Source organism: Litoreibacter sp. GN1-5, from assembly GCF_055693805.1.
In genome coordinates this window covers 3,234,213-3,246,322 of record NZ_JBVFUP010000001.1, presented here as the reverse complement: position 1 = coordinate 3,246,322, position 12,110 = coordinate 3,234,213, and the positions used below count along the sequence as shown (strand labels likewise).

The window sequence follows — 12,110 nt, the reverse complement described above, 5'->3', positions numbered from 1 at the left end:
CATGGTTTGCAGGCAAGGTCATTCTGCGGCTCCTACAGGAAATGGAACGCGACCCGGAACGCGAGATTGGTTAGCCTCTCGCAATCGGGCAAACACATCTACGCCCAACTGTGCATAAACATGCAGCAGGTCAACCAAGACCCAGTTTTCACGGATACGCGGGCCCTCAACACGCCAAAAATCAAGACTGCGCATGGTGATCTTTTGTCCCGCAGGCGCAATGCCAAGCCAACCGTCACCGGTTACAGTCATCTGCATATTGGGCCAACCGGTCACGGCAACGTAATTCCCTTCTGCAAAGAAATGCGAGCTTGCTGTGCTGCTGGTGTCGTTTTTGCGATCCGGCAGTGCGTTCAAAAACGGAATTTGGTGCCAGGTGCGAAATCCTGCAATGCCGCGCGCAGTGCCGATGCCTGCCGGGCCATACCAGTTCATGCGCGGATGCCAGAAGCGCTCTGCCTGCATAATCTCGGGCCCGCCTTCCGATGGGTGGCGCGACAGATGCGTGAGCATATCGATCACGAGGTCATGACTGGCTTGACTGGTGGTCGTATCATGATCTGACAAACCATCCTGTGTCATAGGTCCTGGCACACAGAACTCGCGTCCAAGACTGGGCGACATAGGCCATGCTCCGGCCTGCATCATCAGCTCTGGCAAATCCCAGATCGCCTGCATGTCGACCACTTTATCGCCATCAAAATGGAAAAATTCGTGAAACCGGATATGCGCCAGATGCCCGGTTGGGGGGATGTCAAGAAAAGGGGCAACAAACGTGCCCATATAATGCCCCATGCAGCCGACCCATTGCGCACCTGTCCCATCATCGCCTGACAATATGATCAGATCGCGACGCTCCAGATCAGGCATCGCCTCAAAAAGCGGCGCATATGCACGGTCGTATAGGGCCGCACCCGGCATATCGCCGAACGGATGCCCAAGATGCACATTTGCGTCTTCAGACAAAAGTTCTGCCATTGCCCAGCGCACGCCGGCTTCGGAAAACTCCGCCATTGCGGCCCTCAGAGGGGCCAATTGTTGTTTCACTTGGGCGGACGCTGACATCACTCGGCAGCCTCGCCATAGGGGACGTTTTGTCTGCCATAACGACGCACGCGCAGATTACATTGTTCGGCATGACCTACGAACCCTTCAAGCAGGCAAAGGCGTGACCCGTAAGCGCCGACCTTTGCAGCGGCCTCATCCGTTGTGATCTTTTGGTAGCTGTGTGTTTTTAGATACTTGCCAACCCAAAGCCCGCCCGTATAGCGACCGGCCTTTTTCGTGGGCAACGTATGGTTGGTGCCAATCACTTTGTCACCGTTAGATACGTTGGTGCGGGGCCCAAGGAAAAGCGCGCCATAACAGGTCATGTTTTCAAGGAACCAATCATCGCGATCAGTCATCACCTGCACGTGTTCGGACGCGATGTCATCGGCCACGGCCAACATCTCTTCATATGTATCACATACGATAACCTCGCCATAATCTTCCCAACTCACACGGGCGGTGCCAGCGGTGGGCAAGATATCAAGAATACGGTCAACTTCCGTAAGTGTGTTCTCGGCCAGTTTGCGCGAATTGGTTACCAGCACAGCGGGTGAGTTATAGCCATGTTCGGCCTGTCCAAGCAGGTCGGTGGCACACATTTCGGCATCGACGGTTTCGTCTGCAATGACCATAGTTTCGGTGGGACCCGCAAAGAGATCAATGCCGACGCGGCCAAAGAGCTGCCGCTTGGCTTCGGCCACGAAGGCATTCCCGGGGCCAACCAGCAGGTGAACGGGTTTAATGGTATCTGTGCCTAATGCCATGGCTCCGACGGCCTGAATACCGCCAAGGACGTAAATCTCATGCGCACCACCCAGATGCATCGCGGCGATTACGGCAGGGTTGGGTTCGCCGTTAAAGGGTGGAGTGCAGGCGATGATGCGTGGCACACCCGCGACCTTAGCCGTAGCAACCGACATATGGGCCGAGGCGACCATGGGGAACTTGCCGCCAGGCACATAGCAACCAACGGATTGTACGGGGATATTCTTGTGACCAAGGATCACACCGGGCAAGGTCTCGACCTCGATATCCAGCATGCTGTCACGCTGGGCTTGCGCAAAATTGACCACCTGTTTCTGCGCAAACTTGATGTCTTCAAGGTCACGCGGACTAACCTTGGCAATCAGCGCGTCGATCTCACCTTGTGTGAGCCGATAGCTGTCGCGATCATAGCCGTCGAACTTGTTTGCCAGCTCTCGCACGGCGGCATCACCACGGGTTTCAATATCCTTGAGGGTCGCGGCCACAACCGATGCAGCTTTTTCATCGTCCTCGGCACGATCTGCGTCGGGTTTGCCACGTTTGAGGTGTGTGATTGCCATGTGCCTGTCCTCATTTATTGCGGTCGTAAGGTGTCGTCGTAAAGTGTCTCTGTCGCGCTGGTCATTGTTTCTCAGCCCATCTCGTCGAAAAGATGGGCACTAAGCTGAGGTGCTGCATATGCGCACATCTCCAACTCCCTTTGGGTCATCCTTTGACCGCACCGGCAGTCAGGCCGCCTACAATCTGGCGCTGAAAGAACATGACCAGAATGAACAGGGGCGCAGTGGCAGATACAACGGCTGCTACAGCGAACATCACATTGCCCTCGGTCTGGGTGGTGCCTAGGAAGCTGGCGATTTTGGGCACCATTGTGTGGTTCTCTTTCGTCAGAAGCATCGAGGTCACAGCAAAATCATTATAGGCCAGAAGGAAGCTGAAGAGCCCCGTAGTGATGACACCTGGCCACATCACCGGAATAATCACGTTGCGAAAAGCCTGAAACTGGGTGCAACCATCAACCTTTGCGCTTTCATCCAGCTCTTTCGGGATGTTTTGGAAAAACGAATGCAGCATCCAAAGCGTAAAGGGCTGGTTGATCGCCACCAGAACGATGATCGTGGTGGGAAGGATACCCCAGAGGTTCCATTCGAAGAAAGGCAGCAAATACCCTGCGACCAGTGTGATCGGCGGCATGGCGCGAAAGATCAACGCGATGATCAACAGCCAGAACGTATAGCGATACGCAGAGCGTGACAGGGCGTACCCTCCGAGTGTCCCGAAGGTCAGCGATATCGTCACAACAAAGAAGCAGACAATCATGGTGTTGATCGCAGCGCGCCAGAATTCTTCTTGTATCCACGCGCCCTCATATCCTGCATCGGTAAAGGGAGATCCATAAATGGCGTTGGTACGTTCGCCCGTCAGGGCATTGGTCCAATCGGCGATCGAGAAGAAGTCGATCTCGACCTTGAACGACCCCCAAAGCGTCCAAAGGAACGGGAACGCCGCCATGATCAGCCAGATCACCACAAAGGTTGTCGATGTTGCGCGCAGCCCAAAGGGCATCTTTTGTGCTTTGCTGGCCATGTCAGGTCTTTCCTTTGAAGTCATGCCAAGTGCGCACCAGAACCGGTGACAGCAGGATGGCCACGCCAATGATGGTCAAAACCGAGGTGGCAGAGGCCGCCGACAATTGCCGGGTCTCGCCACCGAGGTCGTTAAAGATGATCCAACTGAGCGAGGTCGCATGCGCCTCGGCGCTAAAGCCTACAACAGGTTCAAAGACACGGAAGTTATCCATCAACTGTATAAGCGCCACAAACGTCACCAATGGCATAAGATGCGGTACAACGACATATCGCACCTGCTGCCAACGGGCTGCACCGTCGATCTGAGCGCTCTCCAACTGATCTTTCGGCAAGGTTTGCAGACCTGCATAAAAGACGACAAAGGCAAACGGCGCGGAGTGCCAAACCCCGTAAACAATCAGCATGATCCATGTCAGCCCGGTAGACGCCTTAAGCGACAGGCCGGGGTCATTGGCCAGCCATTGCAAAGTGGACCCCAGAATGCCGCGACTGTCCACCATCCAAAAGAGGATAAGAGACCCGATAAGCGGCGTCACGATCATTGGCAGAAGGGAAAAGAAGATCACCAGCCCCTTGAGGTGACGGTGAAGCGAATTTACGGCTAGCGCGATCATCAGGCCAAGTATGATTAGAAGCGGAGTAACCGTGAACGTATAAGTCAGCGTGAACGCCATCGCCCGGTAAAAGGGCAGATTGCCAAGGCGATTGAAAAATGCCCCCAGACTGTCCGAATTACGCCATGCTTGCGCAACCTCCGTCACGGCCAGATGGCCGCGATCAAGATAGATATCAAGTCCCACAAATTTACCAACAGGCTTGGCTGAGCGCAGAGCCTCGGTCGCCTCCTGATCAACTGCCGTTTCTTCTGTGCAGCCAAAGGGGCCACAATTTTCAGTCACCACGAGCACCGCATCATGGGGTGTGTGCATGGATTGGGTAATCACTGACACAATCGGGAAGGCGATGAACAGCAGCATCGCCAACCCTGTGGGAAGAAAGAACCAGAAGAAAGTGCGATGTTTCATGGATCAAGTTCGCAATTCGTTGAAAGAAAAGGCATCTGGCCTTGGTTTAATCGACCAGACTGCGATGACTTACTGCAAAAAGCCCTTTTCTTTGGCTGCGGCAGTATAGGCCGCTTCGACGTCAGCCAGCGCTTGCTCGGCGCTTTCTTTGCCTTGCATGAAATCAACAATTTCCGCACCGAGAGCTGTGTGAAGCAACCCAATGTAGGGCAGCATCGGATAGGGCTTGGCTTTCATGGTTACGGCTTCGAATACACCAGCGGCCGCCGGGGTTGGTTCGTACCCCTCCACTAACCATACGGCGAGGCTAGCCTTTTCATCATCCAGCTCAGCAGGGGAAATACCATTCGACATGGCCAGGAAGGTCGCTGCCGCATCTTCATCCGAGATGTTCTTGGCCACGGTCCAGCCATCCCACCACAGCGTTGTGGCCGGAATACTGCCGCCGCCAACAGTCATTGGGCCAGCCAATGTTGTATTTTTCACCACTGCTTCGGTTGATTGCTCGGGGTCTGTCAATGGCCCCATCCGCGAACCCCACATGTTCATCATCGCGACATTGCCGGCTTTCCATTCTGCTGACGTCGCGTTGGAGTCATGGGTCAAATAATCCGGGTTCATATACTCCGAAAGCGCCTTCATCATTTCTAGTGCAGCAACACCGGCTTCATTATTAATCGAAACCTCCGCTGTACCTGATTTGAAAAACTCACCACCATAGCCCAGATACATGTTGTTGAATTCCTGAGCGAGGTTCCAGCCAGCTTGATATGCGCCGCCAAGCGGATATTCCAATATGCCCTTCTCACGGATCACTTCCGCCCCGGCCAACATATCTTCGTAGGTTTTCGGCGGTTCAAGCCCTGCCTCAGCCAACACATCGGCACGATAAACCAGATGCTGTGCATTCGCCATGAAAGCCACAGCCATCACTTTCCCGCCAACCGTGATTAGCTGATTGGCTTGCAAATCCGCACCATGTTCAGCGATAAGATCATCCAGAGGACGAATAACATCTTCGTTCATCAGCGCTGCGATCGAGCTGTTGGCAATAATCGCAGTGGTGTATTCTGCCGGATTGCCTGTCATACCGGCCACGTTGATCTTCTGGTGGTCGGCGGTCAGGTTGGCGCTCACTTCACCACCTGTACATTCTTTTGCACCATCTGCGACGGAATGGATTGCAGGAAACTCATTTCCCACAATGCTGACGCGGCCCGAGATCTGACAATCTGCCAGAGCCGATCCCGCCATCATAACCAGCCCACTGGCCAAAGCTACATGTTTTAGAAACATATCGTCTCTCTCCCTGTTTGGTTGGATGCGCCTTCGAAGCTTGCACCCTGTTGACCCGCAAGGCGGGAAATTGCAGAGGCGTCAGCCCCCAATGCGTGCCCCTGTTTCGGTATCGAAAAGGTGGCAATGATCTTTGTGAACGCGGATCGACACCGTCTCGTCGATCTCTGCGCGAAAAGTCTTGTCGGCTTTGACGCTGACCAATGCGCCACTAATACGGACCGACACCATGGTAGCATCACCCAATAATTCCATTGTGTAGATCGGAGCGTTGATTTCACCGCCGTCTCCCACCACGCTTACATCTTCTGCGCGAAACCCCAGTGTGGCCTTACCATCAGCGCCGTTGAGGCCAGAAATTTCAGTGTTCTTTGCCCGGAAAACCCCATCTTTCAGCTCACCATCGATAAGGTTCATCGCCGGGCTTCCGATAAAGCTTGCAACGAAGGCGTTGGCGGGCGTGTCGTAAATCTCGGTCGGGCTACCGACCTGTTGCACCACACCTTGTTTCATCACCACAACGCGGTCAGCCAGTGTCATCGCCTCGATCTGGTCATGGGTCACGTAGATTGTGGTCACAGCAAGCTCGTGGCTAAGGTTTTTGATCTGCGCACGGGTCGAGACACGAAGCTTGGCATCAAGGTTTGACAGCGGCTCATCCATCAAAAACACATTGGGCTCACGCACAATCGCACGCGCCAAAGCCACACGCTGACGCTGACCACCTGATAATTCAGCAGGCTTGCGATGCAGGAAGTCATCCAGTTCGACCATTGCACTGGCGCGCCGCACTTTTGCGTCATGGGTGCTTGGGTCAATGCCGCGCACTTTTAGAGGAAAGCGGATATTTTCATAGACATTCATGTTTGGGTAAAGAGCATAGCTTTGGAAGACCATGGCCACATCACGGTCTTTCGGCTCAAGGTCATTGACCCGCGCGCCATCCACCAGAATGTCCCCTTCGGTTGCGTCTTCAAGCCCCGCAATCATGCGCATCGTGGTTGTCTTGCCGCAGCCAGACGGCCCCAGAAGAACCAGAAATTCCTTGTCAGCAATGGTTAGATCGAAATTGTCGACGCCGACAAATGTTCCCCAGCGCTTTGAGAGATTGCGCAGTTGAATTTCGGCCATAGGTCCCCCAGACGCAATTACTTGCATACGCTTGCAAAATACTAGACGCGGCTCTGTCGTTTTGGCAAGGTAATTTTGCAAACTTATGCAAGGGCTTCCATAAGGTGGGCGAATAGATGAACAGGAACGAGCAGGATTTTCAGGCAGAAAAACAACTGGTTCGGGAGTATTTTAGCCAGCTTATCGCTTCACCTGCAAGTGAGTTGGAGCACGTACAAAACCGCTTCATAGCATCTGATTATCTGTGGCGTGGCTTTCATCCGTTTCATGAGATTCGCTGCGCCCATAAGGTGGCAACGCAGTTCTGGCAGCCGCTTAAAACCTCCCTTAGTCACCTACAGCGGCGTATGGATGTCTTTATGGCCGGGGCGAACACAATCGAGGATCAAGGGGGCATTTGGGTCGTGTCCATGGGGCATCTTATGGGCCTGTTTGATGAGCCTTGGTTGGGCATTCCACCCACCGGAAAGATCGCCATGCTGCCCTATTGTGACTTTCATCGGGTCGAGAACGGTAAAATCACCGAAACAGCGGTGTATTTCGATATCCCGCATCTGATGATGCAGGCAGGGCTACACCCCTTTCCGCCGCAAACTGCAGCGCATTTGGTACAACCCGGGCCAATGACGCATGGGGGCTTGATGTTTGACACTCAAGATCCTGCAGAGGGACGTAAAACATTGGCTGCAATTGACCACATGGTCGAGGACATCAAAACATGGCGCGGCGGGGTCAAGGAACCTCTGGTCGATGAGTTGCGACGCAGTTGGAACGAGGACATGATCTGGTGGGGACCTGCCGGGATCGGCGCAACCTACACAATCGAACGGTATGCCAAGCAACATTCAAGCCCGTTCCGCGCAGGTATGACCAACCGGACTTTCAATGGCCATATCTGCCGAATTGCCGAGGGGCATTTCGGCGGTTTCTTCGGCTGGCCCAACCTGACACTGACGCCTTCAGGCGGCTTCATGGGCATGCCCGCCACCAATACGCCTGGAGATATGCGGGTGATCGATATCTACCGCCGCGACGGTGGCAAGCTGTCCGAGAACTGGGTCTTCATCGACCTTTTGCATTTCTGGAATATGCAAGGCATCGATATCCTGTCCCGCATAACTGGCATAGCTGCGGGACAGGAAACCGGTGCGCAAGGGGCTGTCGTATGATCGATGCCCATTATCAACTTTGGGGTTTGTCGGCGGTAGCGCGTTGTAGGTGTTTGTATTTCCACCTTGCCGACCCACACTTAGCCAACCCTATCGTGAACCTCAGAGTTCGAAACGAACAAAGGCAACCTCTGACATCGAAAACTTGAATTTAGAAAACAAGCATTGACAGGTTAGAGAGCAAAATAGGCTGAAATCAGGCAACCAGCCGCTGTATCGCGATGAAATGCGTAATCTTGTCGTTTGTGTAGCGCACCGGGCGAAAATCGCATTCGTGTACGAACAGGGACCCATCTGTGCGGTAATTGGTGATCTGAATCAATCCCGCCTCACCATTGGCAATCAGTTGACGGAACTTTTCAACTGCTAGCGGTTCTGTCTCCGGGCCTTGCAGGAAAGACAGGTTTCTTCCGATAGCTTCATGCGGCGGATATCCGGTATGCGCTTCGAAGGCATCGGAAACGAACACCACTGGCGTACCGCTTTCTGCGGGGCACACGACCGATGACAGAAGCCTAGTTTCGTCCATGGCGTCCTGCCCAACAGCGTGTTCAAGAAAGCCGTCAATATGTGATGCTTCATAGCAAACATTGCTCGAAAGAGACCGGAACTAAACCGCGACAAGTCCAAATGACGTAAACTGGGAACCTTGATCGGTATTCATAATCTCCGACGGGCCGAGCCTCTGGATGGCTACATTCACCGCATCGACGCGAGACCCTGCCTCCAGCATGTCCGAGATGCGCCATGCTAGAACATTTCGCAAGTGCATTTCAGTGCGGGGGAATGCGCCACCGTCCTCAATTTCAGGGCTGGACAGGATAAACTCATCTTGCCCCATACTGCTCGTTGCAAGCATAGTGAAGACCGCAGTCGTTGTGCATATAGCCTAAACCTGTTTCATCGACAGAATTCGCCCGTCGCCAACACGCCGTTATTGGTGACGGTTTTCGTTGTGAACGCATAGCACCCAGCCTTATCAGTGGGTGCATAGCGGATATAATAGGCCTCGCCCTTGTAGGTGTAATCCATGCTACGCGACCCGTCGGGGGTTTGCGTGAACACTAGGCCTTCTACACCGCCACGCGGCGGGCGACCGGGTTCGGCACCGCCGCCACCAACCGCAGACAAGGGGCGCACACGGGGCAGAGCGTCAAAATCAGGCACTTCGCCCATCAAGCATTGCACGATGTAGGGCGCATCGGGGGAGGTGTGATAGCGGTAGCCAAAGGTCTGGTCCGGCTGGCCATTGCACAGGTCAAGATCACCGTCGGCAATCGCGGTACCGTCCGGGTTTGCATCGCCATAGATTGGGAAACCATCGAAGGCCCAACCGATGATCGCGGCATCGCCTGCATTTTCCATCTGTTCAATCATGCAGGTCGGTTTGGCATGGTAGTGGTAATCGTCGCCGCGTCCGGCATGTCCACCGCAGGTATCAAGCTGGCCGGTCTGGATCGTATCGTGATGGACCTGATGGTGGGCGAGATCGGCCTGGCTCATCTCGCCGCCGGCGGTGTAATCATAGATTGGCACGCCATTCACGGCGACGCCAAGGGCGGCATCCCGGGTCAAAGGCATAGTCCCGAGGGTTGGGTCCAGAATGATCGGTGCGCCATACTCCGCGGGGACTGGCACCTGTTCGTTCGTGCCGACAATCCCTGTCATCAATTCGTGGTCGGGATAGGTGTCCGATTGCAGCGTGGCATGGCTATCAGTGCAGGTCACAGTAACCTCCGCAGCGAAGCCCGCATCAGCGACAGACGCCGCAACCGCCGCACAATGGTCCTCGTGGGTAGTTGCGAATGTGGGCACGGTGATCAAGGCGAGCATTGTGATGGCAATCGGTTTGCATAGTGTCATAACGAGACGTCCTTACGCTATGTTATTCGACTATTAAGCGGCAAAGCACCGTGTTGCTTTGCTCAAGATCCGGGCCCCAAATCAATTCGGCCTCGTCCACCCAACTGATTTGTTCGTAACCGCCCTTTGGATCCACCTCGCGAGCGGAATAGACGTTTGCTTGCGGCCAGTCAGAGGCGTCATAACCCGCCAAATCCCAACCCTTGGGTTCGTCTGACGCCTCAAAAGTGCAGGCACCTTCGCCCGCAACCGGGTTTGCATCACCTTCGCAGGATTTATCGTGCGGAGCGGAATGAATGACGAGGCACCGCCAGTTGTCATCGCTCACCACGACCGTCTCGCCCGAAGCGTCCATGATCTGCAAGATTACGCCGCCGTCACCCATCTGCTGACGATTGCTTCCGATGTATTCAAGGCCGCTATCGTTTTCTTTGAAATCTTTGGCAACGAGACCGATCACAAAGGGGCGCTCTGCCTCGAACGTGAAGCTTTCCGCGTTGAAAGATCGCTCAGTGGTGATCGATACGCTGTCTTCGGCGACTTGCGTGCCGTCGATGCGCATTTCGAACCAGTTGTCGGCCCAGACGTCAGCGGAAAGGGTTTCGGCTGAGAGGGTCGTTGTGGTTATGACGAGGAAAGTAAGCATAGCGATAACACGTTTCATTGCGTGATCCTTTTGATTGACCTCAGGCCTTAAACGCACAGGCTTTGGCATTCCGTCGCGTACAAACGCAGCTATTGGAATTGCGGCTAAAGCGTGCTGGGGGAACAAGGCGTAAACCAGAAAGCGGTGGGCCGTGGGTTAATCGCTTTGCCCAACACTTCGCGAACTACATTCGTCGGCGCCCATCACCGCTGAATAACAAGGGGCACCTAGACGAAGTTGTCATCACGATCTGCAGCACCAAGCATTGGCTGTGAAGCGCAATCAGTACGGCTGGTGATGTTCTCGATATTCTCGTGCAAACACGCTGAAAGGCAAAGGCGGTTCACGTATCGCTCACACTCTGAGAAAAAGGTAGGATGCAGCGCGCTAACTGTACGCACTGCACTTCTGCTTAATTCGTGGCGAAGCAATAAAACAATCCGTCACCGCCTGTGCCGCGCAGGTCTTCCAGACCGCAGCCCCGCGATGGATGCGCTGCAATCCATGATGTAGGATCATCCCCGCCGCCGGTGCGGTCGTGATGCCCAACCATCGCGGAGCCATCGCTTGCGTTGCTGGTCCAATCCATACAGGCGTTCCCTTCAAGGACACCATCAGCGTTCGAGCCTGTCAGAATGTCATGCCTGTTCGGATCGTCGCCCCGCCCATTGATAACCGCGCCCGTTTCGCTCAGTGCTGTGTCCTTGTTAAGGTTGTTGGCCGCAGCATCCTGCAGCTCATCCACCGAATTAGCGACAACCACACCATTGGCGTTGACCCATGGGCCAGTACCGATGCGATCGCGCGCGTTCTCGGTGCTGGAGGACAGATAGGCAGCCCAGGTTTGGCCGCTGACACCCGCTGCGTCAGCCAAGGCGGCACAATGGGCGTCCGCGCCCGCCAGCCCGCCAAGGTTCGCACCATCGCCCGGATTTTCGCTCGTAATGAAAAAGCTCATCGCGTCTTGTGCCTGCGCAGATGTCGCTAAGCCCGTACAGCAAACTACTGCCATTAAAATTAGTCTTCGCATTGTTAGGTCTCCCTAGTGGTTGCCCGCCCTTTAGGACGGCTTGTAAATCCATGTGGCCAAAGTCGGGTCGGCATCAGCGCAAGCGGCCACAGTCAAGTCGCGTGACATGAATGGGCCAGCGGAACGACTTTGCGCCTGTACGACGCCAGCAAATGGCAGCGTCACGAGGGCAAGAACAAGTCCTGTCATGAATACGGCAGCGTAGGTCTTGAAACCTGACATTGGTTCTTCGTCTTCCATCTCGTCCCTCTCCAGATTGGCCGGGCTATATCTATCGCGTTTCGTCATAAAGCATCTCTTGTCTATTAAACGGGAACCGTTGCGCTTTCCGTCGAAAATTTCCAGGCGTTGCTAGCCCGTCCACCCCGGAACATGCTAAAGGTGACATTGTCGCTGGCAGCAACCAACGGTTGCTTCTGCCGGGGAATCTTATTCTCTCGAACAACTGAAATGCTTAAAGCAGCTCTTTCAGGACTGCGACGCGACCATTGAGACAGGCTGTGTTGTTTTGCTAAGCGAGCTTTTTTGGCTCATCGTTGTCCTTGA

At 54.5% G+C, this 12,110-nt stretch carries 13 protein-coding genes; 1 reads left to right on the top strand and 12 read right to left on the bottom strand.

The features are described from left to right. Positions 1-18 precede the first annotated feature (18 nt). From ACZ1HF_RS16235 to ACZ1HF_RS16210, 6 genes are all read right to left on the bottom strand, one after another. Complete coding sequence (locus tag ACZ1HF_RS16235) at positions 19-1,014, bottom strand: ester cyclase (protein ID WP_472658484.1); 996 nt, start codon at positions 1,012-1,014, stop codon at positions 19-21. Between the two features lie 50 nt (positions 1,015-1,064). Then, positions 1,065-2,375 carry a histidinol dehydrogenase gene (hisD, locus tag ACZ1HF_RS16230; protein ID WP_472658483.1) on the bottom strand — a complete coding sequence of 437 codons (1,311 nt, stop codon included), beginning with the start codon at positions 2,373-2,375 and terminating at the stop codon, positions 1,065-1,067. A 145-nt stretch (positions 2,376-2,520) separates the two neighbouring features. Further along, positions 2,521-3,381, bottom strand: a complete 861-nt coding sequence (locus ACZ1HF_RS16225; RefSeq protein ID WP_472659071.1) for a carbohydrate ABC transporter permease — start codon at positions 3,379-3,381, stop codon at positions 2,521-2,523. A gap of 22 nt (positions 3,382-3,403) precedes the next feature. Further along, positions 3,404-4,429: a carbohydrate ABC transporter permease gene (locus ACZ1HF_RS16220; protein WP_472658482.1), complete on the bottom strand. Its 1,026-nt coding sequence runs from the start codon at positions 4,427-4,429 to the stop codon at positions 3,404-3,406. A 69-nt stretch (positions 4,430-4,498) separates the two neighbouring features. Then, positions 4,499-5,725 (bottom strand): ABC transporter substrate-binding protein, encoded by a 1,227-nt coding sequence (locus ACZ1HF_RS16215; protein WP_472658481.1) that lies wholly within the window; start codon positions 5,723-5,725, stop codon positions 4,499-4,501. An 81-nt stretch (positions 5,726-5,806) separates the two neighbouring features. Further along, complete coding sequence (locus ACZ1HF_RS16210) at positions 5,807-6,856, bottom strand: ABC transporter ATP-binding protein (protein WP_472658480.1); 1,050 nt, start codon at positions 6,854-6,856, stop codon at positions 5,807-5,809. Between the two features lie 116 nt (positions 6,857-6,972). On the opposite strand from ACZ1HF_RS16210, the gene ACZ1HF_RS16205 reads away from it, so the two are divergent. Beyond that, on the top strand, positions 6,973-8,025 hold the full coding sequence (locus ACZ1HF_RS16205) for a nuclear transport factor 2 family protein (RefSeq protein WP_472658479.1): 1,053 nt from the start codon (positions 6,973-6,975) through the stop codon (positions 8,023-8,025). 196 nt (positions 8,026-8,221) lie between these two features. Here ACZ1HF_RS16205 and ACZ1HF_RS16200 read toward each other — a convergent pair whose 3' ends face one another. The 6 genes from ACZ1HF_RS16200 to ACZ1HF_RS16175 all read right to left on the bottom strand — a co-directional run bounded on the left by ACZ1HF_RS16200 (position 8,222) and on the right by ACZ1HF_RS16175 (position 11,852). Further along, positions 8,222-8,554, bottom strand: coding sequence for a PAS domain-containing protein (locus ACZ1HF_RS16200; RefSeq protein WP_472658478.1), 333 nt, complete (start codon positions 8,552-8,554; stop codon positions 8,222-8,224). A gap of 81 nt (positions 8,555-8,635) precedes the next feature. Beyond that, the gene (locus tag ACZ1HF_RS16195) at positions 8,636-8,884 is read right to left on the bottom strand and encodes a hypothetical protein (RefSeq protein WP_472658477.1); all 249 of its coding nucleotides are present in this window, start codon (positions 8,882-8,884) and stop codon (positions 8,636-8,638) included. A 41-nt stretch (positions 8,885-8,925) separates the two neighbouring features. Next, positions 8,926-9,888: a YHYH protein gene (locus ACZ1HF_RS16190; RefSeq protein WP_472658476.1), complete on the bottom strand. Its 963-nt coding sequence runs from the start codon at positions 9,886-9,888 to the stop codon at positions 8,926-8,928. Between the two features lie 22 nt (positions 9,889-9,910). Next, the gene (locus tag ACZ1HF_RS16185) at positions 9,911-10,552 is read right to left on the bottom strand and encodes a PEBP family protein (protein WP_472658475.1); all 642 of its coding nucleotides are present in this window, start codon (positions 10,550-10,552) and stop codon (positions 9,911-9,913) included. 394 nt (positions 10,553-10,946) lie between these two features. Further along, positions 10,947-11,564, bottom strand: a complete 618-nt coding sequence (locus ACZ1HF_RS16180) for a hypothetical protein (RefSeq protein ID WP_472658474.1) — start codon at positions 11,562-11,564, stop codon at positions 10,947-10,949. Positions 11,565-11,594: 30 nt separating this feature from the next. After that, positions 11,595-11,852: a hypothetical protein gene (locus tag ACZ1HF_RS16175; protein ID WP_472658473.1), complete on the bottom strand. Its 258-nt coding sequence runs from the start codon at positions 11,850-11,852 to the stop codon at positions 11,595-11,597. Positions 11,853-12,110: the final 258 nt, after the last annotated feature.

Bases quoted from the DNA above. Each gene is read 5' to 3' on its own strand.
- ACZ1HF_RS16235 (WP_472658484.1), bottom strand. From the start codon at position 1,014: ATGGCGGAGTTTTCCGAAGCCGGCGTGCGCTGGGCAATGGCAGAACTT.
- hisD (WP_472658483.1), bottom strand. From the start codon at position 2,375: ATGGCAATCACACACCTCAAACGTGGCAAACCCGACGCAGATCGTGCC.
- ACZ1HF_RS16225 (WP_472659071.1), bottom strand. From the start codon at position 3,381: ATGCCCTTTGGGCTGCGCGCAACATCGACAACCTTTGTGGTGATCTGG.
- ACZ1HF_RS16220 (WP_472658482.1), bottom strand. From the start codon at position 4,429: ATGAAACATCGCACTTTCTTCTGGTTCTTTCTTCCCACAGGGTTGGCG.
- ACZ1HF_RS16215 (WP_472658481.1), bottom strand. From the start codon at position 5,725: ATGTTTCTAAAACATGTAGCTTTGGCCAGTGGGCTGGTTATGATGGCG.
- ACZ1HF_RS16210 (WP_472658480.1), bottom strand. From the start codon at position 6,856: ATGGCCGAAATTCAACTGCGCAATCTCTCAAAGCGCTGGGGAACATTT.
- ACZ1HF_RS16205 (WP_472658479.1), top strand. From the start codon at position 6,973: ATGAACAGGAACGAGCAGGATTTTCAGGCAGAAAAACAACTGGTTCGG.
- ACZ1HF_RS16200 (WP_472658478.1), bottom strand. From the start codon at position 8,554: ATGGACGAAACTAGGCTTCTGTCATCGGTCGTGTGCCCCGCAGAAAGC.
- ACZ1HF_RS16195 (WP_472658477.1), bottom strand. From the start codon at position 8,884: ATGCTTGCAACGAGCAGTATGGGGCAAGATGAGTTTATCCTGTCCAGC.
- ACZ1HF_RS16190 (WP_472658476.1), bottom strand. From the start codon at position 9,888: ATGACACTATGCAAACCGATTGCCATCACAATGCTCGCCTTGATCACC.
- ACZ1HF_RS16185 (WP_472658475.1), bottom strand. From the start codon at position 10,552: ATGAAACGTGTTATCGCTATGCTTACTTTCCTCGTCATAACCACAACG.
- ACZ1HF_RS16180 (WP_472658474.1), bottom strand. From the start codon at position 11,564: ATGCGAAGACTAATTTTAATGGCAGTAGTTTGCTGTACGGGCTTAGCG.
- ACZ1HF_RS16175 (WP_472658473.1), bottom strand. From the start codon at position 11,852: ATGACGAAACGCGATAGATATAGCCCGGCCAATCTGGAGAGGGACGAG.